We start from the raw sequence: 26,030 nt of genomic DNA, 5'->3' as shown, positions 1-26,030 counted from the left end.
AGGAACACATATGGCGTTTGAACATTCTCACTATCTACCGGAAACATTTTCGGAAAAACTGGCACTTTTTGTTACGCGGGTACTTAAAAAAACACTTAATTTTTTTTATGGCAAACATTTAGCTAAACGAGCGATGCTTCTGGAAACAGTCGCTGCCGTACCAGGGATGGTTGCCGGGATCTTTAATCATTTGAAAGCTTTAAGACGAATGAAAGATGACGGTGGATGGATCAAGGAATTACTGGACGAAGCTGACAACGAGAGAATGCATCTGATGATTTTCCTTAAAGTCACCAAACCTTCGATCATTGAACGCATATTAGTTATGGCGTTGCAGTTTATTTTTATTCTGGTTTACGGGCTGATTTATCTGTTTTCCTCAAAAACAGCTCATCGAATTGTCGGGTATTTTGAAGAAGAGGCCTGCAACAGCTATTCCGAGTATATCTCTCAGATTCAAGCTGGTTTGTTACCTAACCCACTAGCCCCGAGCATAGCGATTAAATATTACGATTTACCAGACTCAGCAAGTTTTCTGGACGTATTGGTATGTATTCGCGATGACGAAGCCGAACATCGTGACAAAAACCATAACATAGCAGATTTATACAAAAACAATCAGTTACCTGAACACCAAAGCTAAAAACAGCATGTCAAAAAAGGAGAAAGAAATGACTTTTGATGCTCAACCTAAAGAAAACAAAGTAGTATTCATTACAGGGGCAAACTCTGGAATGGGCCTTGAAACAGCAATACTGTTTGCCAGAAATAACTATCAGGTTTACGGTAGTGTTCGCAGCTTAGAAAAAGCAGCCGAGTTAAAAGTAGTGTTTGAACAACATGATCTGCCGATTACACCGGTTGTGTGTGATGTCACTAAAACTCAGGACGTAGAAGATGCAATAAACTTTATTATCCAGCATGCAGGCACACTGGACATTTTAGTTAACAACGCGGGTTATGGTCTGGTGGCAAGTGTCGAAGAAGGTACGGACGAAGAGTTTATACAACAGTTTGATGTAAATGTCTTCGGCATTTTAAGAACATGCAGAGCCGTTATTCCTTTTATGCGCGAGCAAAAATCTGGGATCATTGTGAACGTGAGTTCCTTCCTGGGTAAAATGGGCTTACCCTTACTCACTCATTATAACTCCAGTAAATATGCGGTTGAAGGTATCACTGATTCTCTTCGATATGAACTGGCTCCGTTTGGCATTAAGGTTCACACTGTAGCGCCAGGGTTATTTAAAACTGGCTTTGTTAAAAATGGCCTCCAAGCTAATTCTGTTACAACCAGTCAGGAGTCGCCATATGCCAGTCAGGCAAATACTCTGCTACCGCAGGTGGTAGATAAAATTAATAACGGCCCTTCACCAGCCTCTGTCGCAAAATCCGTCTTATCCATTGTTGAGGGGCAGGAACTCAAGGCACGAGTACCAGCAGGAGAAGATTCTGTTTACTTTGACAAATTAAGCAGGGAGCTTTGTCAGGAGGATTTTGAGCTGGCCGTTTCAAAAGCTTTGTCATTGTAAGATGTATTGCCTAAATAAATTCCGACAATGTGTATGCTTATTATATTGGTATTTTATCTACACGACATAGTCAAGCATAGTGGAGCAATAGGGCATACCATCTAATTACTTAGCACCTGACTTTAATCTTTCTGTTCTTCATACGAAGTTAAAAAACTCTGCATAGAATATATCGGCACCCCCCTGTGTTGTGCCGATATAAATTCCATAGAAAAGAAGTTTTGCCGCAAAGCATTAGGTAGCTTTGCGACAAAACTCCAATGGACTGTTCTTGTACGACTACCTGGTTCAGTGCATGAAAGAACTGGCTAAACCAGAGCCAGATCTCGAATCACTTCTTTCCTGGAACTTCTCACATTAATATTGCGCCCGTGGGATCATGGGGCGCATTCGCAGCTCCCCGTTAGCGGTTAGGTTATTATCCCTCAGACAGAAGTGAAGCTAGCTTTCTTCAAACACAAAAAACCAGCGATAGGCTGGTTTACTATGGTGAAACTATACTCCCAAATTCTTCGAATACACCTTAAACAAACTCAGGAAAGAGTTCTCGGTCTCAAGCAGTTAAACTCGCTAGATTGGGCATATCTTGGATTACAATCAATAAAAGCTCACTTATTCATTGCAGTAGCTCATTTCGGATAATATCGGTTTGAATCAGTTTCATATCAACTTTTGCAGAAGCATAAGGGATCACACCTTCACTTAAAGTTGTCATCTTATGAACTCGTACCAGCCTGTTTTGTATATCATAGAAAATTTCCCCCTTAGTAGTTGCCTTAGGAGAAATATCTGTACCTAATTCACTCTGTTCTGAAGTAATTGTAAGATCTATCTGAATATCACTGACATAACTGATCTGAGCAATGCCATCTTTAGTTCCATTTAAAGTGTAAGTGGTCACCAACTCACCGCGCATTCCCATCACACCGAAAAAATCCTCATCCAACGCATTTTTTACCACATAAGGCTTACCATATTCTAAATCCAAACTTATTCTAGGCTGCATATTCATCAGCTTTGCAAATACCAGTTTCAGAGATTCTTTGGTCTCTTTAGACACTTCATCAGGACTTACAGTATGAAAAACTGTCTTACCTTGATTACTTATCTCACCTTTCATGCTAATACCAGAATAGTCCTTCGCATGCGACTTGATACTTGGTATAAGAATTTCAGAGGTATCGTCTGAAATACGATGTTCCTGGCTGATAAAATTAATCCATATAGGAATAGCTTTATCATTCCCCTCAAAGCCGGTCTTAACATTTGTTGTCACTACTGCCCAATCTTCCGAGTGTAATTGTTCAAGTTCAGTAGGAAACTTCTTCGCATCGGAGGGCAACAGCTCTTTAAAAACAAAATCCTGAACTTTGTGTCGCTCAATAATTACTTCTAGGTTTCTATTCTCGACAGTCTCCCAGTCAATCTTAACTCCGGCAAAACTGACAACCGGAATAAGACATAAAACAGCACTTACCAAACACTTATAACATATTCTGAACATTGTTAATCTAGTCTATATATTTATTAAGAGGCTCAGTCTACTCCGCCCATCACTACACAACTACTCCCGTTTCTGAATATGATAAAGCAATGGAATGCTCAACAAAATTTAACCCAAAATTCGTGACAAGCATCATATCATCCTTGATCATTGATATTTCATATAGGTAAGCACAGAAAAATAACACGAAGAACAAGAGATAAAATGGAGGGAAGATTTCAGAGCGTAGTTTCTCTGAATTCCAAACACAAAAAAACCAGCACTAGGCTGGTTTAATTTGTATGGCTTAGCCATAAATATGGAGGCGCGTCCCGGAGTCGAACCGAGGTCCACGGATTTGCAATCCGCTGCATAGCCACTCTGCCAACGCGCCTTACATTTAGATGGTGCCCCGGGCCGGACTTGAACCGGCACAACGCGAACGTCGAGGGATTTTAAATCCCTTGTGTCTACCAATTCCACCACCAGGGCACGCAATTCTTGATTGCGATGCTCCTAACCAATGTGCTTTATAAAAAAGCGGTTAGACACCATCTTTGATACTGAGTACATCAATATCGCAAAATTTGGAGCGACACACGAGGTTCCTGATCTTCGAGGAACTAGGCGTGACCTCAACCTTGGCAAGGTTGCGCTCTACCAGCTGAGCTAGTGTCGCAAATGGAGGCGCGTCCCGGAGTCGAACCGAGGTCCACGGATTTGCAATCCGCTGCATAGCCACTCTGCCAACGCGCCTTCGTATTACATATAAAAGCAGTCTTTCGACTTACCGCTTAACAAGTCTCCCCGCTGCGGTACGTGGTGTAATTTACTGATTTTAAATAATGAGTCAATGAAAAAATGTCGATTTTCTTTCAACTGCTCAAAAAGCAACAAAAGCAGCGATAAACCACGCAAAAACTGATCAATAACACAACACGCCCTGTTTGCACTGAAGACGCACAGCTTAAAACAATAAAGGCCGCAATGCGGCCTTTATGATTCAAAATCGGAGCTGAACTAGCTGACACTCCACTGTGACAGCGAGCGCTTAAAGTCATCGTAGCCAAACTCGTTCAGTTTTTCGATGTCCCCATTCTGACGCTGGCAGTACACCGACGGCATCTTCAAACCATTAAACCAGTTCAACTTCACCATGGTATAGCCTGCGCTGTCCATAATATGGAGGCGCTGACCAATCTCCAACGGCTGCTCAAACTGAGTCACACAGAACTGGTCGCCCGCCAGACACGAGCAGCTACCAATCACATACTGATGATCACCGCTCTCGCTTGCTTCTGCGATAGAGGCTGGCTCATCGTAAATTAAGGTATCAAGACGGTGCGCTTCCGTCGCACTGTCTACAATCGCTGTCTTGACTTCGTTTTCAACGATATCAACCACAGTAACGACCAAATCCGTCGTCTTGGTGATGATAGCCTCACCCGGCTCCAGATAAAGCTGAACTCCGTGCTTTTCAGAGAAGGCCTTCAATGCCGCAGCCAGCTTTTCAAGCTGGTAACCCGGCCAGGTAAAGAACACTCCACCGCCCAGACTCACCCAGTCTAGCTTATTCAGATACGAGCCAAACTGCTCAGAAATGGCGTCAAGCAAAGCGATAAAGGCATCAACATCTTTGTTCTCACAGTTCATGTGGAACATCACACCGTCCAGCGTTTCAAACACGGACGGATCGATATTGTCTGCCTGAACACCCAAGCGCGAGAACTTACGCGCCGGGTTTGCCAAGTCCTGACCGGCATAGCTCACACCCGGGTTCAAACGCAGCCCCAACGATGCCTTGCCTTCAACAAGATGGCGGTAAGCCGCCAGCTGGCTTTGCGAATTGAAAATCATCTTGTCGCAGATATCAGCCACTTCTTTGACGTCATCTTCGCTGTAGCCAACGCTGTATGCGTGTGTCTCGCCACCAAAGGTTTCATAACCCAGCTTCACTTCATACGGACCACTGCTGGTCGTACCGTCCAAATAAGGCTTGATGATGTCGAATACGCCCCAGGTCGAGAAACACTTCAGAGCCAACACCAGCTTCACACCAGACAGCTCTTTCAGCAGCTTGGCCTTCTCCAGATTGGCAATCAACTTTTCTTCATCAATCATGAAGAAAGGGGTTTTTAGATCAGTTTTCTGCATTTTAATTACCAACAAGCCGATGTCGTGACCGACACCGGCTTTATTAATTCAATTACTTAAAATAATGATCTTACTTAGCTGTGCGCCGCTATTTTGTCTTAGAGCAAGGCGGAAGCGCGGAGTTTACGAACGTAAATGAGCACTTCCAACACAGCTATCAGATAAAAGAGCCAGCACAAATCATTACTTCAGGATGTTGATCAAAGGCTGGCCTACTTCCAGCTCCTGTACATGCCAGTCCAGACCGATACCCGGCATTGTTTCCAGGAACGGATCCGGGTCTAGCTGTTCCATATTGAACACGCCAGCTTCTGCCCAAGTACCGCGGAAGTACTGAAGCGCAGCAGAAATAGCCGGAACACCGGTGGTGTAAGAAATCGCCTGATGCTCAACATCTTCGTAAGCCACTTCGTGATCGGCATTGTTGTAGATGAACACGCTACGCGCTTTGCCGTCTTTCTTACCCTGAACCCAAGTACCGATACAGGTCTTGCCGGTATAGCCCGGCGCCAGAGACGTTGGATCTGGCAGGATAGCCTTCAGTACTTTCAGCGGCTCAACCACAGTACCGTCTTGTAGCGTTACCGGGTCTGGGCTTAGCAGGCCGATATCACGCATGCAGTTGAAGTAGTTCAGGTATTTGTCACCAAAGCCCATCCAGAACTCAATACGCTTGGCAGGAATGAATTCCTTCATAGAGCGAACTTCATCGTGCGCCATTGAATAGACTTTATGACTACCACAGTTCGGGAAATCAAATTCCATCATACGGGTATGACACGGAACCTGCTTCCATTCACCTTCTTCCCAGTAGAAAGAATCGCCCTGGATTTCCAGCATGTTTGTTTCCGGGTCGAAGTTAGTCGCGAACTTCTTGCCGTGATCACCGGCGTTAACATCCATCACATCGATAGTGTCGATTTCATCAAATAGGTGCTTAACCGCATACGCGGCAAATACGCTTACTACACCCGGATCGAAGCCGGCACCAAGAATACCTGTGATACCCGCTTCCTTGAATTTCTCGCGGTAGCCCCACTGCCAATCGTAGGCCTGAGGAACCTGCTGACCTTCAGAGCACAGGTCAACCGCTACAGAGGTATCCAGGTAAGACACCTTAGCCTGGTAACACGCTTCCATGATTGCCATGTTCACCCACGGAGGACCGGCGTTGATAACCAGATCAGGCTTAACTTCCTTGATCAGGGCAACCAGAGCTTCAACATCATCGGCGTTAACAGCACGTGCTTCCAGTTTCTTAGAAGGATCTTTAAGGTTGTTTTTCTTTTGGATCGATTCAATGATCTTTTCACACTTAGAAACTGTACGTGATGCAATCGTAATATCACCAAGTACCTCGTTGTTTTGAGCCGCTTTGTGCGCAATTACCCAGCCAACACCGCCAGCACCAATTTGTAAAATAGCCATCGTTATTTTCTTCCGTTAATAATCAATACGTTTTAGAACGCTGGTGCCGCTACCGCTGTTATCAGCCAGTGCGTAGCAGCACCTATTGTTAGTAAATCAATTAATCAACCAGCGTACGGGCCAGGTCATTAATATTGTTAAGTAAGGTTTCGAAATCAGCCATCGTCAGACACGGGTTAAGAATCGTGAACTTAAGCGCCACTTTGCCGTCCACTACCGTTTCGCCCAATACGGCAACACCTTTCACCAAAGCTTCAATACGGAGCTGCTTGTTGAACTGATCGATATCGACTGTTTGATCGCCAAGAGAGCGGAACAATACCGTCGACAATGCGGGATCGGCCAACAACTCAAAGTCAGTAGACTGATTGATCAGATCGGCAACCTGCTGCGCCTGTCCCAGCAAATGATCATACATAGCGCCAAGCGCCTGGGTGCCCACACACTGCATCGTCATCAGCACTTTCAGTGCATCAAATCGCTTAGTAGTAGCAATCGACTTGTCGACCAGGTTTGGCAGCAGATCATCTTCACGATTCAGGTAATCAGCATGGTGCAGCAGGTATTTAAAGTGCTCTTTGTCTTTGAGCAATACCGCACCGCAGCTGATTGGCTGATAGAACAACTTATGGAAGTCCACGCTGAGCGAATCTGCTCGCTCAATACCGTGCAAGCGCGTCTTATGGCGGCTCAGGATCAACGCACCACCGTAGGCGCCATCAACATGCAGCCACAGGTTGTGCTGCTGGGCAACATCCGCCAGACCGGCCAAATCATCAATCGCACCGTGATCGGTCGTCCCTGCTGTCCCCACAAGAGCAAACGGCATCAAGCCTTCGCTTTTCATCGACTCAATGGTCGTCACCAGCGAGGCCAGCTTGATTGTGCCATCTGGGTTGGTATCCACACACTCCACGGCATGTTCACCCAGACCAAGCAGCGATGCAGATTTCTGTACCGTGAAATGAGACTTCTTAGAACACAGGATACGCAGCTTGCCCGCATAATCCGGCAAACCTTCTTTTTGGATATTATGGCCAGAAATCGTATCTGCCGCCCAGTCACGTGCCAGCAACAAACCCATCAGGTTGCTCTGGGTACCACCACTGGTAAACACACCATCAGCCTGCTCGCCAAGCTCATAAACACCGCACAGCCAATCGACAACTTTCTGTTCCACATAAGTTGCAGAACTTGCCTGATCCCATGAGTCCATTGATTGATTCAATGAGCTGATAAATGCCTCGGCGGCAACCGCTGGCAATAAAGGCGGTGTATGCAGATGCGCAATACAGCTTGGATGCTGGACCATGATCGAGTTCTTGGCGATCAGTTCTCCAGTCTGCTCAATGACTGTTTCCAGCGGCAGCTGCTGATCGTCCAGCTCGATGTTGTTGATCAAGTTTTTCAGTACCAGCGGCTCGAGCCCTGAGTACGGCGCATCAGCCGCTTCGAAAACTTGTTTCAGAACTTGTGTGGTCTGGTTTAGCGCAATCTCAAGCTCATCTGCACCGCCTTCACCAGTGTGGATGAAGTACGAACGCCACTGCTCTTGATCCGATTCCGCATTGGCTTCTTTAATTGTTGCCGGACCAGCGGTAGCAAGAATGGCCTTGCTCAACGCATCGAGGGCAAAATCAATCTGCTCGTAGCTAATAATCAGCGGCGGAAGAAAACGCAGCACAGCACCCTGACGTCCGCCTTTTTCGATGATCAGGCCACGTTCCAATGCAGCGCGCTGGATGTTTGCCGTCATTTCCGGATCGGCCTCTGGCTCACCGAACTTGTTCTTCTGATTGTTTGGCTTAACAATCTCAACACCCAGCATCAGCCCTTTGCCACGCACTTCTGCGATGCAATCGGTGTAACCAGCAATGCGCTCCAAGCCTTCACGCAGGTACTGACCTGCTTTCTCGGCATGCTCTACCAGGTGATCACGACGAATAATCTCTAGTGCCTTGGCACCGGTCGCCATCGCCAACTGGTTGCCTCGGAATGTGCCGGTATGCTCTCCCGGGCGCCAGGTATCAATCGACTTATCGAATAGCAGTACAGACATCGGCAAACCGCCACCAACAGCTTTCGACAAACAAAGAATATCTGGGGTAATACCTGATTCTTCGAACGCAAAACGGTGACCGGTTTTACCGATACCACACTGGATTTCATCAAGGATCAACAGAATGCCATGTTCTTTGGTGATACGACGCAGCTCTTGTAGCCAGAAAGCCGGAGCCGGGATCACCCCACCCTCGCCCTGTACAGGCTCGACAATGATCGCCGCGGGTTTCTGTACACCACTTTCATCATCACTCAGCATACGCTCGATATAGCGAATGCTTTGTTTGGCCCCTTCATTGCCTTTCAGGCCGAACGGGCAACGCAGGCTATATGGGAACGGCAGGAAATGGACATCTGCCATCAGCCCCTGACGACGCTCTTTCGTCCCCAGGTTACCCATCAATGCCATGGTTCCGTTAGTCATACCATGGTAGGCACCATGGAAAGCCGCCATCGTGTTTCGGCCAGTGGTTTGCTTGGCCAGTTTAATCGCCGCCTCTACAGCATCGGCACCGGAAGGGCCACAGAACTGAATACGGGCGTTGGCTGCAAAATCATCCGGCAGGAAGTTCATCACTTCTTTGATGAATTTATCTTTGGCCGGGGTTGTCATATCCAGAGTCTGGTACGGCAGCCCCTGGTTTAGCTGTTCGATAATTGCCTGATTGATTTCTGGGTGGTTGTAACCCAGAGCCAGTGTTCCGGCACCAGCCAGACAATCCAGAAAGAGTTGGCCGCGGCTATCTTCCACCAGTGCGCCTGATGCTTTCTTGATAGCAAGTGGCAGCCTTCTCGGATAGGAGCGCACTTCCGACTCATAATGCTCCTGGCTCAGCAGAAGTTCATCGGGTGTCAAATCGTACAATTCATGTACAACCGGTACGTTTGAGGCTAGCTTGATATCGTCTAAATCAAACACATTACTCATGGGTGTCATCCAATAATTAACACGTCATATGAAACATGACGTTCGGCAGAACATACCTGAGGTACTATCCGACTCAACGTATATAGCATGCAATCAGGTTAATAAATTACACAGCCATATAAAGGGTCAATAGGATGTCAGGTATTCTTTTCCTGCCGGTAAACACAAAGATACCATCAGCCAAAAGCTAATGAGGTAACAGGTTTACAGCAAAAAGCTGAAATGATTTAGATAGGAAATATCAAGGTTCAGTAATAATACTGCAGTTAGGTAAGACTAAGCTGATTTGGGTTTTCAATGTTAGAGTTTTCAATGTTGGGTTCCTTCAATATGCTCCTGCTCTATTTGCTGGCAGGTCCGCGCTATTAATGCCCTTCTACTGACGAAAGGTTCGCCAGTACCTACGGCACGTTGTGACACAATCAGCCTGAATTCATCACAACGCATATGTCTCAGTAATACTGCCCCTGAGATTGCGCAGAAAAGTAACATATTGTGTGTCTGGATGCCAAGTGTTATTTCACAAGCTGCCCGCCCCTATCAAAACTGAGATTATCCTCTCTTATATATAGCGATAACGACACTTTACCTAACCGCATCCGTTTGCACTTTTTTAAAACAATGTGACTCGCCTTAAGGATATAAACCTGATTTCACAACAGAACATGAAGCAGTTCAAAAATCATACAACAGAGTTATGTTAGGTTAATCAACAGGAATCAAAGTTAATTTAAACTACGTCTCGGCATGGTGATCGTTATGAACAGTCATTTTCTGTCAAAGAAGAAGCTATCGGCTTGTATAGGCCAGCTCCTCCCCTGAGGTAAGACTTACGCTGACAGTCTGTCAAGCATGGCTTACTTCATCTCTCTGGCAAAACTCAACTTCCACCTCAAAATCACAATACCCGATCCCGGTTAATTTCAGCTTCTCTCTTCATTCATCTATTAATTTAATACTTTGGGCGTAGCTCTGCTTTCGTTCGCCCTAAAAACAATGATAAGGAAATAATATGGAAATTATCCTCGGTATTGCTGCGCTACTGGCAGCATTGGGTTTGTTTTCAGTATTCAGTTTCAAGGCTCCCAACGGCAGTGCGGCTATGAGTGGCCTTGCTGATGCCGCCATTGCGACCTTTCTGGTTGAAGCCATTCATAAATATGTAATGGGAAACCTGCTTGGCATCGAGTATCTAGCTGATTTTGGCAACATGGTCGGTGGCATGGGCGGTGTAGCGGCAGCTACCCTCGTCATGCTACGAATGGGAGTACAACCTGTCTTTGCCATCGTCACGGGTCTAGCTATGGCCAACCTCGGGATCCTCGAGGGCTTCATTGCTGGTTACCTGTTCTCTTTCGCCACACCGTTGTTTAAGAAATACCTGCCCGAAGGCGTCGATGTCATTGTCGGAGTCTTAACTCTGGCACCGCTCGCCAGACTACTTGGTATCTTCATCAGCCCGGGACTGGATATGCTGATGGGTACACTGGCCAATATGATCACCGAAGCTACCCTGCTATCGCCGCTTGCCATGGGCTTCTTGCTAGGTGGCTTAATCAAGATGGTCTGTACTTCACCGCTCAGCTCAATGGCACTCACCGCCATGCTCGGTTTGACGGGCTTGCCGATGGGGATTGCAGCCATCGCTTGTGTCGGTGGTTCATTCACCAACGGGTATATTTTCCACAGCCTCAAGCTCGGTAAGTCCAGTAACACCGTCAGTGTGATGCTGGAGCCTCTCACTCAGGCCCATATCGTTACCCGTAACCCTGTGCCTATTTTTATGTCGAACTTCCTCGGTGGGGCCATGGCAGGTACCATCGCCGCCTACTTCGGTATTATCAATGATGCCCCGGGCAGTGCAGCACCAATTCCAGGACTGCTTGCCTCTATCGCCTTCAACGATCCGCTAACACTGTTTATGGCAGTAGTTGCTGCTGCTTTCGCAGGCGTTGTCGGTGGTGTAATTGGTAACCAGATCTATAAACGTTTGTTGGCTGACCGTGTCCCATTACAACAGTTTGTAAATGGCTAATCGTCAAAGGTAAGACACAAAGTTGATATAGGCTTACCCTTTGGTAAGCCTTTCTTTTCTTCTGCAATACTTCTTATTAATTCAGTTATCACTAACGTGATCAACAGGGCAAAACGAGCACCTCAATTCATTCATTTACTAAATGTCTGACATTTGATTGCTATAATTCAACAACCCTAGACATTGTTGCAAAAAGTATACTAATAATGCGAAACACTGATGATTTCCTCATTTTCTACCACCTGATTGAACAAGGCTCTTTCAGCAAAGCCGCCGAACAGGTTGGGCTAACCAAATCTGTTGTCAGTAAACGTATCACTCGACTTGAAGAAGAGCTTGGCGTACAGCTTCTATACCGCACGACACGCAAACTTACCCTGACTGAGGCCGGTGAAGTCTTCTTCAGCCATGCCCGCGAGGTTTACCTTTCTGTGCAAAATGCTGAAGATGCGATGAGCGGCCTCGGTGAAAGCCTTTCCGGCAGTATACGAATCACCGTACCGACGATTTCCGGCGAACTGATTTTGCCCCAGGCCATTGCAGAATTCAGCGAGAAATATCCAGACATAACGGTTCATATGGATCTGGATAACCGTTTTGTCGACATAGTCGAAGAAGGCTATGATCTGGCCATCCGCACCGGCGTGTTACCGGATTCAAGTTTTATCGCCCGTCGACTCGCTGATGCCCACTGGGTGATCTGTGGTGCTCCTGCTTACTTCGAGCGTCGCAGCCAGCCAAAGACCTATCAAGATCTGGCAGATCACAACTGTCTTGCCTATTCCTATCAAGAAACGGGAGCCACCGAATGGCTGTTCAAAGGCACATCGTCACCTTTTACCGTCAAAGTCGCCGGCAATTTCAGTACCAATAATGCCTCGGCGCTAAGACGTGCTGCGCTAATAGGACAAGGACTGGTATATGTGCCCAAAGTGCTGGTCGCCGACGACCTGCGAGAAGGAAGACTGGTAGAAGTGCTACAGCACCAGGTCGCGAAGTGTCTGGGTATCTTTGCCATCTACCCCTACACTCGCCACCAACCGGCAAAAATAAAGCTATTCATTGAACACCTTTACCAATGCTATCGACAGCATGAAGATAAGTTCTAGGCATTAAAAAGTGTGGCCATCTCTGGCCACACTCTTATTTTCTTACATTGTCTTTACTTATATCGACACTTTCAGATATCAAACCGCTAAATCAGGGTGCTCATTACCGCAGCGCCAACACCGTAAACCACCATTGGTACAACCGTTCGCTTGATAATAAAACCTTCTTTATTGGCAATACCGAGGATAGTCGACACCGCAATAATGTTATTGATACACACCATGTTCCCCATAGCGCCACCAACCGATTGTAACGCCAAGATAGTTGTCTGCGGCAACCCGACGTTAATGGCGATGGTTTGTTGAATCGCCCCAAAAGTAAGGTTAGACACCGTCGCCGATCCCGAGAAGAAAGCGCCAAGCGCACCAAGATAAGCCGCTACATACTGCCAACTGGTTCCCATCAGATCGGAAAACGCCTGGCCCGTTGTCATAATGGGTGAATTCTCACCGCCCGTCATCATCAGCTTAACCATAATCAAGGCACCAACAAGGGCAATGAATGGCATCTTGATGCGGTTTCCAGTTTCAGCAAACATCTGCTTAACCACATCGGCTGGTAGCCTGAACAGTGGAATTGAGATCAAAACCACCAATAGGAACGGAATAAGCGCGGGTACATACAGTGTCTTATACGCCCAAGACACATCTGTGCCTAGAATATGGCTGAGTTTAAATATCAACGCCTGGCTGATACTAAAATCCCCCAGCGGACCAAAGGACACACTGAACATCTCAGTACTGTCCGTTAACATCCCCTTAATGCCAAACTGCTTGATGCGGGTAACGATCAAAATCACAATCAGCAAAATGGTCGGTGTCATTGCTTTGAACACATCACGTGCCGCAACGGGAACTGACGCCTTGCTATCCACGGATGGTTGCATTGCGACCAAACCAAAACCACTTCGCGCCGTGATCACAGACAGCACCAGGCCGATGGCACCGCCTACCAATGCAGGAAACTCATAGTTCCATTGCGCCAGCAAGAAATAAGGCACCGTACAAGATAAAGTACTTATAAGCACAAACAGGTAATTACGGCGAATTTCACTCCAACTTACGATAAATCGCAATGCCATTGGAGGGATAATAAAGGCAGCGATAAGGTGAATAAGCGCCGTGATCTTGCCCGTTTCTAGCAAAGCGACCTCATCCAGCCCCAAGTTCGAGAAGCCAAACCACGTTGGGGTTCCCACTGCACCAAAGGATACCGGCACAGAGTTCATTACCAATGCCAACATGGCGACCTTCAACGGGTTGAAACCAAGGCCCACCAATATAGGTGCCGCGATAGCAGCCGGGGTACCAAAGCCGGATGCGCCTTCGATCATAAAGGCAAATGCCCAGCCAATGATCATCAGTTGCGCAACCTGGTTACGGCTAATACCTTCCAGCCAACGACGAATAACGTCCTCTGCACCTGACAGGTATATCATTCGATTCAAAAGAATGGCACCCGCAACAATTGAAATCGGCGTGATCGCAGACAACATACCAGCAATGATATTGGCATTGATTAAGGTTATATCAGTGCCAAAATAAAACAATTGCAGTGCACCGACCATTAATGCCGTAATAGGCAAAGCGATATGAGAGGGTACGCCATTCTTCTTTGTCATCATCCAAATCAGAATAACAATTGGTATCACCGATAAAAATAGGGACGTCATTAAAATATACTCCGTGTATTCAGACCCAGTTATCGCCATATAAAACAGCATGTGTATAATAATTCGGGTCTTGCTAACTTTGACGTGTAAACTACACATCCATTTTTATTATTGAAGGCTGAGTGTATTATTATTGTGGGTTGAATATTTTAATGACCTTTTTAATTATTACCACCACCCAAACAACAGTTAATTAACCTATCGCCTACAATTTAAATTTCAACGCCCTATCCATACAACACCTAAATCAGAACAATAGTTATAAAACAGATAGTTAACCATAAACCCCGGAGATATCCATCATAATTGAAGAGGTATATGACACAGTAAGTTTCGCAAACAGTCACTATTAAAAAGATAAATATAGCGTTTTAACCTCGAGTAATCACAATCGTCATCAAGGGTTGAAAAATATAATATTGTAAACTTACAAAATAACGTAGGCAGCAGGCAAGAATAGCCTTAACAAATGAAAGTAAATAACAAACCCAGATATTAGCCCTATTCATTTATATAATAAATAAATGAAAAATTAAGACTAAACATGAACAATAAGAAACAGTGATAAAGTTCTAACAATGCAAGAATTAACCCTAAATACTTATTGAAATATATTTATATTAACAAAGATAATTTATTCATCCATAAAAAAGAGCAAGCTGAACTTCAGCTTGCTCTTTCAAATTACGAATAAGACCAGCAGTTAATTTGTAATTTTAACCGGTTCGCGCCTGACTCACTTTATCGACTAAATAGAGAATAGACCGATATTCAATGCCACTATGCTCTGATAGGCCGATCTCACAAGTACGGCTATTCGAGTAACCTTCTTTACAATTGTCAGGCACCTGAGCCTTAAGTGGCGACAGAGCCGACTCATTGAGTTCTGGCGTCGTAAAGCCCTTATCACCGGCGAAGCCACAACATTGAATATCTTCAGGAATAATTACCTGATTGGCACAAGCCTCTGTCACTTGCTGCATGACTCCGGCCAACCCTTTACGGCGTGATGTACAGGTAATATGCAGCATTACAGGTTCATCCTGAGGTGTAATATCAAGGCGCGGCATCACAAAGTCCGCCACAAACTTGAACGGCTCGTAGATAGTAATGTCCTTACGTAGCGTATCTTTACTCAGGCTTGCACATGGGCTGGTATCCATTAGCACAGGCAGTGTTCCCTGCTCTGATGCTGCCCATAATGCCTCTTCGAGCTGTTTGGCCTTGCTATTGGCTGTATCAACAAACCCTTTGCTCTTATAAGGCATCCCGCAGCACTGGCTATTCAAGTCATTAGGCAGAACGACTTCATAACCTGCCTTTGCAAGCAGCGACATCGTTACTTCTGCTAACGGTCGCGCATCCATAGCCTTCTTCTCGGTTCCCATATTTCTCGAAGCACAGCTCGGGAAGTAGACGACTTTTTGCTTAGACACCGAATGGATGATCAACGCCTCGGGCTTCGGCATCTTGCCTGCCGACCTTGGCATATGCGGCGTCCAAAGCGGAATTTTCTGACCGGATAATTTATGGGCAGCTTTCGACAGTGCCTGCATATTCTTACTGCCCAGCACTGAGTGCATTCCATTCGCAGCACTGAGCCCTACCCGCGTAGCTGCAGTAATGCCATTAAAGTTGTTTGCCGTCCAACGCGCTATGCTTTTCGCCATCCCGGAATGGTCTTCACGTAGCTTGCGCATCAGATCACCGGTATTAATTCCTACTGGGCAACGATCGGCACACAGCCCTGTGGCTGCACAGGTATTTATTCCCTGGTATTTAAAGGACTTTTCCATTTCTGCCAGTCGTACCGGATCTTCATCGGTACGACGCAAGCGGCTGATCTCACGAAATACGGTATTACGCTGCCGCGGCGTTAGCGACAGGTTGCGCGACGGGCAGACTGGTTCGCAGAAGCCGCACTCAATACACTTATCAATCAGGGTATCGGCAGCCGGCATCTCCTTGAGATCTTTAACATGGGCCTGATGGTCATCATTGAGAATAACCCCCGGATTAAGGATGCCGGTACTGTCAAAGATACGCTTGATTTTCTGCATCAGGGCATAACCCTCTGCGCCCCACTCAAGCTCGACAAACGGCGCCATATTACGGCCGGTACCGTGCTCAGCTTTCAGTGACCCTTGGTAGTCAACAGCTACTAGCTGGGCTACCGCATCCATAAATGCACTGTAGCGTTCTACCTCTTCTTCCGTATCAAAAGCCTGAGTGAATACAAAATGCAAGTTACCGGCAAGGGCATGACCAAAGATAATCGCTTCGTGATAGTGATATTTGATGAACAGTTCCTGCAACTCACGTACAGCAGGGGCCAGCTGTTCAATAGGGAAAGCAACATCTTCGATGATAACGGTGGTGCCCGTTTCACGCACCGCACCTACAGCAGGAAACAGCCCTTTGCGGATACCCCAAAGCTGAGCACACACGTTCGCATCACGGCTAAAGGCAACTTGCTCAATCGGTGAATACGCATTAATCAATGAAGTCAACGCCTCGCCCTGCGAGGACAGCGCCTCTTCATTTTCGGCATGAATTTCGATTAATAGTGCTGCCGCCTCGGCATTTCCGTTAGCACCCAATTGTGCAATGAAGTCAGGCATGCCCGGTTCGTCGGCAACAGAAGCCAGTGAACGGCTATCCATCAGTTCGACGGCGGCAACGTTGGTCTTGCTGAGCTCGCTGACGGCCAGACAGGTTTTTTCGATATCAGCAAAGACAAACAGTCCCGACGCCTTGAAAGCATGGTCAACAACTGTGTTATAGGTAATATCGGCGATAAAACCAAGTGTACCTTCCGAGCCTATCATCAGGTGCTGAAGGATCTCGATCGGGTCATCATAGTCCACTAGCGAATTAAGGCTGTAGCCGGTGGTATTTTTCAGGCGATACTTGTGCCTGATTTTATCCGCTAGCTCAGGGGTATCATGGCAATGCTGGGCCAAAGCCGATAGGTCTGCCAGCAACTCCTGGTGACTTTGTTTGAACTGGGCAACACTGTCGGCATCCAAGGTATTTAGGATGGTGCCATCAGCCAGGACAATAGTCATTCCTGCCAGTGTCTTATAACTGTTTTGCGCCGTACCACAACACATACCGGACGCGTTATTCGCAGCAATACCACCAATTTTACAGGTGTTGATAGACGCCGGATCAGGACCAATCTTACGTCCGTACGGTGTCAGGAACTTATTAGCCTCTGCACCGATGACTCCCGGCTGTAACCAGATTTGTTCACCACCGTTGAGGATTTTATGATTGCGCCAGTTATTTGTAAGTGTGATAAGCACTGAATCTGACAGTGCCTGCCCCGATAAGCTTGTTCCTGCTGCCCGGAAAGTCACTGGTATATTCAGGTTGTAACATGCCTTTATCGCGTAAACGACTTCATCCAGAGTATCAAGCTGAAGTATTAGCTTGGGAACCAAGCGATAGAAACTAGCATCAGTACCGTATGCCAACGTTAAGGTGGGATCGGTAATAATCCGCTTATCATCAATCTGATGTTGTAATTGCTCAATCAATGTCTTGTAGGGCTGCTGCATTGTGGCTCCGTGTACTTCCATATGCATAATGCATCTATTGTTATCGGTCGGGCTTGTGCTTCGCGTTGCGATTCACGCATTTATTGTAATAGCCATAGTTTATCGAGGGTGATTTAGTAAATAAATAACCTTTAATTCACAAGTTCGTTGCAAAATGTCGATCAATCGATTGAGCATCACCACAATGCGTTCAATTGCTTCAGCCACGAGCACTACAACTGAACCGAGATTAAGCTAAGTGTGGAGTCTGAGTAAAGTGCGAGGTGCGAGGTGCGAGGTGCGAGGTGCGAGGTGCGAGGTGCGAGGTGCAGAAAGTAGAGCCAGATTTCAGGCATAAAAAAACCAGCTCTAGGCTGGTCTAATACCATCTCACTAGAATGAGATGGAGGCGCGTCCCGGAGTCGAACCGAGGTCCACGGATTTGCAATCCGCTGCATAGCCACTCTGCCAACGCGCCTTCGTTATTACTTCTTGTTCATACCGTCAAAGACATGCCCTGCTCGGTATGGCGCCATTCTACAGAACCCACAGGGGCTGTCACGCAAAAAATGAAAAAATGAAACCGTTTGCTCTAATTTCCACCAATTACAGCAAAACATCGCCACCCCGTAAGCGTTCTGTTGTTGTAACTGGCTTATAAGCAATAAAAAAGCGGCCTGTGGCCGCTTTTCTACAATTCTTTCACGTTTGCTCAGGCATCCTCTGAATTAAGCAAATCGTCCTTTGCAGCCTTCAGGTAAATGTACATTGACCAATATGTCAGCACCATTGCCACATACAACGCGATATAACCAACCCACACTAACCATTCATTTGGGTGCCAAAGCAGAACAAGCAACGCAAACATCTGTGATCCTGTTTTGACCTTGCCAACCCAAGAGACAGCCACGCTGGAGCGCTTACCCAGTTCGGCCATCCACTCACGAAGCGCCGAAATAATAATCTCACGACCAATCATGGTCACAGCAGGGATTGTTACCCACAGAGAATGATAATGCTCGACAACCAGCACCATTGCCGTCGCCACCATTACCTTGTCAGCAACAGGATCGATAAAAGCACCAAAGCGCGTCGTCTGATTAAGCTTGCGAGCCAGATACCCATCAAACCAATCCGTCACCCCGGCTACAAAGAAAATTAATGCGGTCGCGAACGGCGCCCAGGTGTAAGGCAAATAGAATGTGACCACAAAAAATGGGATAAGCAATAGCCGGATGAAGCTGAGGATATTTGGAATCGTTAAACGCATAATTTATTAGTTCTTATGATTGACTTCATTAGGGTGCCGCAAAGCTAACTGTGTTGCAATGCGTCATAAATTTTCTCGGCCAAGGACTTACTGATACCGGGTACCTTAGCGATTTCTTCTCTGCTTGCTCTTTTTAGTTCTTGTAGACCACCCATATACTTCAATAATGCTTGTCTGCGCTTTGGTCCAATACCTTCGACATCTTCCAATGCACTACGTTTTCTGACCTTGGCTCGCTGAGCCCGGTGACCGCTAATCGCGTGATTATGGCTTTCATCGCGAATGTGCTGGACCAAATGCAAAGCCGGTGAATCAGACGGCATCGAGAACTCTTCCCCTGTGACCAAAAGTAGGGTTTCCAGCCCGGGTTTGCGTGTGGTTCCCTTTGCCACCCCCACCAACATTGATCGCTTCGGCCACTCTTTCATCAACGGATTAACTACATCATACGCTCTTGAGAGCTGACCTCTACCCCCATCGATAAAAATTATGTCGGGAATCTTATCTGGATCTAATTGTTTTCCATACCTTCGAGCAAGAACTTGTGCCATTGCAGCATAGTCATCTCCCCCTGTTATCCCGGTGATATTGTAACGGCGATACTCCTGCTTTAACGGGCCATCCTGATTAAACACCACACACGAAGCAACTGTTTTCTCCCCCATGGTATGGCTGATATCGAAACATTCCATCCGCTCAAGAATATTAAGCTTCAGTGCCTCGCTCAGTGCCGTAAAACGCTGCTGAATAGTCATTTTATGATTCAGCTTGCTGATCAGTGCCGTGTTGGCATTCGTTTGCGCCAACTTCTGATAGCGAGCGCGGTTTCCGCGCGACTGGGTTTTCAGCTCAACCTTTCGTCCGGCCAGCTCCGTCAAGGTATCAGCCAGCAAGGTTTTCTCTTCACCCAGATCGGCACCCAGCAGAATCACTGACGGGATTACCCGGCCTTCAGCCTGGTTAAGATAGAACTGGCTGACAAAACTGGATAGTACTTCCGTCAAATCGGCATCATTGGGCATTTTAGGGAAATAACTGCGGCTGCCGAGGATTTTGCCCTGACGTATATACAGCGCATGAATACAAGCCATTCCCCGTTCATGGGCAATACCGATAACGTCCATATCATCTTCGTTGTCATGGCTGACAAACTGCTGCTCCTGGACCCTGCGCAAAGCCTGGATCTGATCGCGATAGGTAGCCGCCTTTTCAAAGGCAAGTTGCTGGCTAGCCTGTTCCATTTTTTCAACCATCGAGGCGATAACCTGACGGTCTTTGCCCTGTAGAAACAGGCGCACAAAATTCACCTGTTCCTGATAGTCTTCATCGCTTACCAGTCCCTTCACGCACGGGCCGAGACAACGGCCAATCTGATACATCAGGCACGGACGGCTGCGGTTGGCATAAACAGAATCTTCGCACTGACGCACGGGAAAGATTTTTTGCAGCAAGTGAAGGCTTTCGCGTACAGCGCCCGAATCAGGATAGGGACCGAAATACTCTCCTTTGCGTTTCTTGGCTCCCCGGTGAATCATCAATCGAGGATGGGCATTCGCGCTAAGGAAGATATAAGGATAGGACTTGTCATCGCGCAGCAATACATTGTACTTGGGCAAGTACAACTTAATGTAGTTGTGCTCGAGGATCAGCGCTTCTGTCTCAGTGTGCGTTACGGTGACATCCACTTTGTGGATATTCTTCACCAAGGCACGGGTTTTCTCTCCCGACACATTGATACGAAAATAGCTCGACAGGCGCTTTTTCAAATCTTTGGCTTTGCCAACATAGATGACCTCGTCAGCCTCGTCGTACATTCGGTATACGCCGGGCTGATGAGTAACGGTTTTGAGAAAGCTTTTTGAATCAAAGCTTTTTTCGTCAACAGATTCGGACACTACAACGTCTCTGTGTCTAACATTCCATGACGAATTGCAAGGTGGGTCAGCTCTACATCACCGTTGATGTCCAGTTTATTGAACAGGCGATAACGATAACTGTTAACCGTTTTGGGACTTAAGTTCAGCTGCTCAGAAATCTCTGTCACTTTCTGACCTTTGGTGATCATCATCATGATCTGAAGCTCACGCTCAGACAGGTCTTTAAAAGGATTCTCAGAATCTGGTGCAAACTGGCTTAGCGCCATTTGTTGTGCAATTTCAGGGGATATATAGCGTTGTCCGCTATTCACCATACGGATCGCATTGACCATTTCATCCGGACCAGCACCTTTGGTCAGGTACCCCGCAGCCCCAGCCTGCATCACTTTGGTCGGGAACGGATTTTCGGTATGAATGGTTAAAACGATAATTTTAACATCGGGATTAAAGCGTAAAATCTTACGTGTCGCTTCAAGGCCACCGATCCCAGGCATATTCATATCCATAAGAATGATATCCGCATGTTCAGCACGGCACCATTTTACGGCTTCTTCACCACTGTCGGCTTCCCCTACCACTTTTATACCACGGACATCTTCAAGAAGACGTCGGATCCCTGTGCGAACCAGTTCGTGATCATCTACAAGGAATACATTAATCAAGCTGTATCTCCAATATGATTTGGCTCTGCACCCAGCCAGAATTGGCGGGATAGCTATTACTGATCTTACCCAATTTTACCCTAACTTGAAATCTGAACTGATGCTGTTTCTGTGTATCAGTGCAAAGTTTCCGCTAGAGTTCATACTTGACAAAAAGGGCTCTAATACTGTTTTTTGCATGTTTGAAACTCAATCATGCTGCACAGCAGTATTTACCATATATGCAAAAAAATAAAGTATAAAATTCAATATATCCAGAAGGTTATCTGCCACAAAGGGAAATAGACTTACATCATATATATTGAGTATGTTCTTAATAGCAAGTTATCACTGATAACACTATGAGGTATAGGAAAAAATCGGCTTTACGCGAACAATTTTCGAACAAATAACAATTATCCCTTTTCATATCCAGTACTTATAGACATGACAAATAAAATAACGTGCTAGAATCCAAATCGCATCATTGTCTAACTATCGATACAATTTTAGCTTAGAAAGCCCAAAAAAAAGATCATCACAATTATTCAATTTTCAACAAAATCTAAAATTTGTATCAATTCTGCGATTAACGATTAACATTTAGACGTCTAGATGTAAGGCTTTCCTTTATTGCTTTGCTTCATGTATGATTGCCACCGCTTATGTCTACCCACATAACCGCACTTGCTCAAAATGGATATTTGCGCACAGGTAATAACACACCACTGGTGTGTTTTTTTGTTCCTGTTGAATAGTTTGGCGGCCGTCTGCTTCTACTAGAGCTTTTCAGGTAGGCATGACAAAGAAAATACCCATAAAGAGTAAATTAAAGGTTATGTCATGAATCTTTCTGCCAAGACAGTGGTTCTTATTGCCATCGGCGCAGCGCTATATGGTATAGGCGGCCTGCCTATGTTTGGTATCCCTGTTTTTGCTAACACCACACTCAAACCGGCTATGGCTGTATTAGCTTTATTCAGCGTATTATTCGGCCCGCTTGTCGGCTTTCTGGTGGGCTTCATCGGCCACTGGGTAACTGACTTGTTTGCTGGTTGGGGCGTGTGGATCACCTGGGTGCTGGGCTCCGGCATTGTCGGGATGCTAATCGGGCTCTACCCGAAAATCACCAAGGAGCGGCTGGAAAAAGGCCTGTTTTCTAAGCTCGATTTCACCCTGTTTATCTTACTTGCCTTTATAGGCAACGTGCTCGGATATGGCTGCTCGGCCTTTCTAGACGCCGTTCTTTACGCAGAACCGTTCACGAAAGTCTTGGCTCAGCTGACCATTATTGCCGCAGGCAACACCGTCCTCATTGCTGTTGTCGGTCACTTCATTCTGACCGCTGTTGCTAAGCGAAAAAAACAGAGCTACAACCTGAAAGAGGCTTACTAGAGCATGACTATTGCGTTTTCCGACTTCTCGTTCAAATATTGGGCATTAGAAAAACCGACCCTTAAGAACATCAATCTCACGATTGAAAAAGGCGAGAAGGTCGTCATTGTCGGCCCGAGCGGCAGCGGCAAGTCAACCCTTGGTCAGTGCCTAAATGGCCTCATCCCGTTTGCAATCAAGGGGGATATCACCGGAAGTCTGTCTATCAACGGCCAAGATACCCGTCAGATGGATCTTCACCAGTGTACCAACATGGTCGGCACCGTCCTGCAAGATACCGATGGTCAATTTGTCGGGCTAAGTATCGGTGAAGATATCGCCTTCGCATTGGAAAACCAGATGGTTGCACAAGGCGAAATGCACAAGATCGTTAAACAAACGGCGAAGATGGTCGATCTGGAGGAAATGCTGAACCTGTCACCGTTCGACCTCAGCGGCGGCCAAAAGCAGCGTGTCTCGCTGGCGGGTGTGATGGTCGACGATGTCGACATCCTGCTATTTGATGAACCGCTGGCAAGCCTGGATCCTAAAACGGGCAAGGCAACCATCGAAATTATCGATCAACTGCACCAGAATTCCGGCAAAACCGTCATCATTATCGAGCACCGTCTCGAAGATGTTCTTCACCGCAACGTCGACCGGATCATCCTGATGGAACACGGGGAAATTGTGGCGAACATGACGCCTGACGAATTGCTGGCCAGTCCGCTACTCGCCCAGCATGGGATCCGTGAACCACTTTATCTGTCGGCACTGAAAGCGGCTGGCTGCGAAGTCACTGCTGCCGATAAACCCGCCCACTTGTCGACGCTTGATCTCGATAGCTTCAAACCTCAGCTACTTAACTGGTATCAGCAAAGAGGTGTCACCGAACAGAGTGAGACCAGTCAGCCTCTGCTCTCGGTTAACAACCTGAGCTATTCATACGATGGCCAGCGCAATACACTGGACGATGTTAGCTTCAGCATCAATAAAGGTGAATTTGTTTCAGTCCTCGGCAAAAACGGCTCCGGAAAATCCACTCTGACCCGCTTAATCATGGGGGTACTGGAACTGGATGAAGGCAGTATTGAGTTTGATGGACGAGATCTTGGCGAAAGCTCTATTTTCGAACGAAGCGAACACATCGGTGTGGTTCTGCAAAACCCGAATCATATGATTTCCCACCATATGATCTTTGACGAGGTCGCCTCGGGCCTTCGCAACCGTAATGTACCGGAGCAAATGGTCGAGAAAAAGGTCAACGAGATCCTGGAACTATGCGGGCTGGGCAAATACCGCCATTGGCCAATAGAAGCCTTGAGCTATGGCCAGAAGAAGCGGGTTACCATTGCCACAATCTTGGTGCTTGAGCCCGAACTGCTGATCCTGGATGAGCCGACTGCCGGACAAGACTATCACCACTATACGGCGATGATGGCATTCATCCGTGAGCTCAACCAGAAGCTTGGGATCACTATCCTGATCATTTCCCATGATATGCATCTGGTACTGGAATATACCGATCGCGCAGTGGTTATTGCCGACAGTCAACTGCTGGCCGATCAGGCTGTCCATACCATTTTCAGTCAACCTGAACTGCTTGAGCAAGCCAACCTAACCGTAACTAGCCTCTATACCATGGCCAAAGAGCTGGGTATCAAGCGTATCGACAACTTTATCCGTTGCTTCATTAACCATGAGGCAAATAAAACTGCATGAAGACAAATAAAATCAAATTTGGTATCAGCTACGCCAATACCGGCTCACCGCTGCACGCATTAAACGGCATCACCAAGTTCATTCTCTTTATGGGCTGGGTGACTATGGTGCTGACTACATTTGACCTCCGGATCATTTGCGTCCTGATCCTGGTCGGTTTCAGCTTGCTGAAACTCAGTCGAGTCCCTTTCGCTACCTACAAGCCTTTGATGATTGGCACGGCATCCGTGTTGGTGATGAATGCCCTGTTTATGTTCCTTATCGCCCCGCAGCAGGGTGTAGAATATATGGGAAGCGAAACCGTACTCATCGCTATGGCGGGAAACTATTCCATCACCACTGAAACCTTGTTCTACCTGCTGACAGTCACGCTGAAGTACTTCAGCATGTTCCCTATCGCACTGGTCTTTGTGTTTACCACCCATCCGACTGAGTTTTCGGCCAGCCTGAACAAGCTTGGCGTTCCTTACCGCATTGCCTATGTCGTCAGCCTGACGTTGCGCTACCTGCCGGAAGTCACCAAAGATTTTGTCAACATCATGCATGCCCAACAGGCACGAGGGGTCGATATCTCGAAAAACGTACCAGTGCTGACAAGAATTAAAAACGTCGCCAAAATCCTTGGCCCGCTGATTTTCTCAAGCCTGGATCGTGCCGATGTGATTTCCAATGCCATGACATTGCGGGGCTTCGGGCGTAACAAGAAGCGCTCTTGGTACAGCCTCAAACCGATGACAAAGGCTGATTATATGGTACTCATCGTTATTGCCAGTGTACTCACACTGGGCTTTATCAATCGCTACCAGTCAGAGCAGCTATTCTGGTACCCGTTCTAGCTGGTCTCCATACTTTTAAAAGCCGCTTCTTGCGGCTTTTTTTTGGTTTATCTCGCCATGTTCCAGGTCGATATCGACAAAATCCAGATCCGCGATAAGTCCATGCCGTTTGAGGAGTTTGTCCAACTAGCGTATTTCAACCAGATTTCGCTCTCGAGTACCGGCTTCTACCGTACACCAAAAATTTACTACGACCATCAAAAAGCACGACGACATCCCTTTTATTATTATGCTTATGGGGCATCATGTTCAGAGGTTGTCATCGACTCACTTACCGGCGAATACAAGATCTTACGAGCAGTTATTCTTCATGGCGTCGGCGCCCGTGCGCGTGCTATGGGCAGTTCAGACGGTCCAACAACCGC

At 46.7% G+C, this 26,030-nt stretch carries 16 protein-coding genes, 5 tRNA genes and 1 pseudogene; 8 read left to right on the top strand and 14 right to left on the bottom strand.

Annotation, left to right across the window (positions count from 1 at the left end; genetic code table 11):
* Positions 1-10 precede the first annotated feature (10 nt).
* On the top strand, positions 11-643 hold the full coding sequence (locus EIZ48_RS01280) for an alternative oxidase (RefSeq protein ID WP_160648316.1): 633 nt from the start codon (positions 11-13) through the stop codon (positions 641-643).
* 28 nt (positions 644-671) lie between these two features.
* Positions 672-1,532: an SDR family oxidoreductase gene (locus EIZ48_RS01275; protein WP_160648315.1), complete on the top strand. Its 861-nt coding sequence runs from the start codon at positions 672-674 to the stop codon at positions 1,530-1,532.
* 616 nt (positions 1,533-2,148) lie between these two features.
* On the opposite strand, the gene EIZ48_RS01270 is transcribed toward EIZ48_RS01275, so the two are convergent.
* The 8 genes from EIZ48_RS01270 to EIZ48_RS01235 all read right to left on the bottom strand — a co-directional run bounded on the left by EIZ48_RS01270 (position 2,149) and on the right by EIZ48_RS01235 (position 9,586).
* On the bottom strand, positions 2,149-3,012 hold the full coding sequence (locus EIZ48_RS01270; RefSeq protein ID WP_160648314.1) for a hypothetical protein: 864 nt from the start codon (positions 3,010-3,012) through the stop codon (positions 2,149-2,151).
* Positions 3,013-3,335: 323 nt separating this feature from the next.
* Positions 3,336-3,409: transfer RNA gene (locus EIZ48_RS01265), tRNA-Cys, on the bottom strand.
* Between the two features lie 11 nt (positions 3,410-3,420).
* A tRNA-Leu gene (locus EIZ48_RS01260) sits at positions 3,421-3,507 on the bottom strand.
* Between the two features lie 96 nt (positions 3,508-3,603).
* A tRNA-Gly gene (locus EIZ48_RS01255) sits at positions 3,604-3,694 on the bottom strand.
* A 3-nt stretch (positions 3,695-3,697) separates the two neighbouring features.
* A tRNA-Cys gene (locus EIZ48_RS01250) sits at positions 3,698-3,771 on the bottom strand.
* A 264-nt stretch (positions 3,772-4,035) separates the two neighbouring features.
* Positions 4,036-5,169: a carboxynorspermidine decarboxylase gene (gene nspC / locus EIZ48_RS01245; RefSeq protein WP_160648313.1), complete on the bottom strand. Its 1,134-nt coding sequence runs from the start codon at positions 5,167-5,169 to the stop codon at positions 4,036-4,038.
* A 183-nt stretch (positions 5,170-5,352) separates the two neighbouring features.
* Positions 5,353-6,597, bottom strand: coding sequence for a carboxynorspermidine synthase (locus tag EIZ48_RS01240; protein WP_160648312.1), 1,245 nt, complete (start codon positions 6,595-6,597; stop codon positions 5,353-5,355).
* Positions 6,598-6,697: 100 nt separating this feature from the next.
* Complete coding sequence (locus tag EIZ48_RS01235; protein WP_160648311.1) at positions 6,698-9,586, bottom strand: pyridoxal phosphate-dependent class III aminotransferase; 2,889 nt, start codon at positions 9,584-9,586, stop codon at positions 6,698-6,700.
* 1,012 nt (positions 9,587-10,598) lie between these two features.
* Here EIZ48_RS01235 and EIZ48_RS01230 point away from each other — a divergent pair.
* Both EIZ48_RS01230 and EIZ48_RS01225 read left to right on the top strand, forming a co-directional pair.
* Positions 10,599-11,621 carry a PTS sugar transporter subunit IIC gene (locus tag EIZ48_RS01230; protein ID WP_075766365.1) on the top strand — a complete coding sequence of 341 codons (1,023 nt, stop codon included), beginning with the start codon at positions 10,599-10,601 and terminating at the stop codon, positions 11,619-11,621.
* A gap of 206 nt (positions 11,622-11,827) precedes the next feature.
* Positions 11,828-12,730 (top strand): LysR family transcriptional regulator, encoded by a 903-nt coding sequence (locus EIZ48_RS01225; protein ID WP_160648310.1) that lies wholly within the window; start codon positions 11,828-11,830, stop codon positions 12,728-12,730.
* Positions 12,731-12,816: 86 nt separating this feature from the next.
* On the opposite strand, the gene EIZ48_RS01220 is transcribed toward EIZ48_RS01225, so the two are convergent.
* The 6 genes from EIZ48_RS01220 to uvrY form a co-directional block, all read right to left on the bottom strand.
* Entirely contained in the window at positions 12,817-14,403 is a 1,587-nt protein-coding gene (locus tag EIZ48_RS01220) for an L-lactate permease (protein WP_160648309.1), read from the bottom strand.
* A 716-nt stretch (positions 14,404-15,119) separates the two neighbouring features.
* On the bottom strand, positions 15,120-17,966 hold the full coding sequence (locus tag EIZ48_RS01215) for an FAD-binding and (Fe-S)-binding domain-containing protein (protein WP_160648308.1): 2,847 nt from the start codon (positions 17,964-17,966) through the stop codon (positions 15,120-15,122).
* Positions 17,967-18,349: 383 nt separating this feature from the next.
* Positions 18,350-18,423 (bottom strand) — tRNA-Cys (locus EIZ48_RS01210).
* A gap of 234 nt (positions 18,424-18,657) precedes the next feature.
* Positions 18,658-19,215 (bottom strand): CDP-diacylglycerol--glycerol-3-phosphate 3-phosphatidyltransferase, encoded by a 558-nt coding sequence (pgsA, locus tag EIZ48_RS01205; RefSeq protein WP_160648307.1) that lies wholly within the window; start codon positions 19,213-19,215, stop codon positions 18,658-18,660.
* Positions 19,216-19,259: 44 nt separating this feature from the next.
* On the bottom strand, positions 19,260-21,110 hold the full coding sequence (gene uvrC / locus EIZ48_RS01200; RefSeq protein ID WP_160648306.1) for an excinuclease ABC subunit UvrC: 1,851 nt from the start codon (positions 21,108-21,110) through the stop codon (positions 19,260-19,262).
* Positions 21,110-21,754 carry a UvrY/SirA/GacA family response regulator transcription factor gene (uvrY, locus tag EIZ48_RS01195; protein WP_075766377.1) on the bottom strand — a complete coding sequence of 215 codons (645 nt, stop codon included), beginning with the start codon at positions 21,752-21,754 and terminating at the stop codon, positions 21,110-21,112. Before uvrY ends, uvrC begins: the two co-directional genes overlap by 1 nt.
* 822 nt (positions 21,755-22,576) lie before the next feature.
* Between uvrY and EIZ48_RS01190 the strand changes: the two genes are divergently transcribed.
* The 4 genes and pseudogenes from EIZ48_RS01190 to EIZ48_RS29170 form a co-directional block, all read left to right on the top strand.
* Positions 22,577-23,128, top strand: coding sequence for an ECF-type riboflavin transporter substrate-binding protein (locus tag EIZ48_RS01190; RefSeq protein WP_160648305.1), 552 nt, complete (start codon positions 22,577-22,579; stop codon positions 23,126-23,128).
* Positions 23,129-23,131: 3 nt separating this feature from the next.
* Positions 23,132-24,829 (top strand): ABC transporter ATP-binding protein, encoded by a 1,698-nt coding sequence (locus tag EIZ48_RS01185; protein WP_160648304.1) that lies wholly within the window; start codon positions 23,132-23,134, stop codon positions 24,827-24,829.
* Positions 24,826-25,665, top strand: a complete 840-nt coding sequence (locus EIZ48_RS01180; protein WP_160648303.1) for an energy-coupling factor transporter transmembrane component T family protein — start codon at positions 24,826-24,828, stop codon at positions 25,663-25,665. The genes EIZ48_RS01185 and EIZ48_RS01180 overlap by 4 nt, the downstream gene beginning before the upstream one ends.
* Positions 25,666-25,707: 42 nt before the next feature.
* Positions 25,708-25,989, top strand: a pseudogene (locus tag EIZ48_RS29170) (molybdopterin cofactor-binding domain-containing protein); the annotation flags it as partial.
* Between the last annotated feature and the right edge of the window lie 41 nt (positions 25,990-26,030).

The sequence above is a fragment of the Photobacterium alginatilyticum genome (genome assembly GCF_009910675.1).
GTDB classification, from domain to species: Bacteria; Pseudomonadota; Gammaproteobacteria; order Enterobacterales; family Vibrionaceae; genus Photobacterium; species Photobacterium alginatilyticum.
Note: the sequence above shows the minus strand (reverse complement) of the source record. Positions and strands in the feature narration are given on the sequence as shown.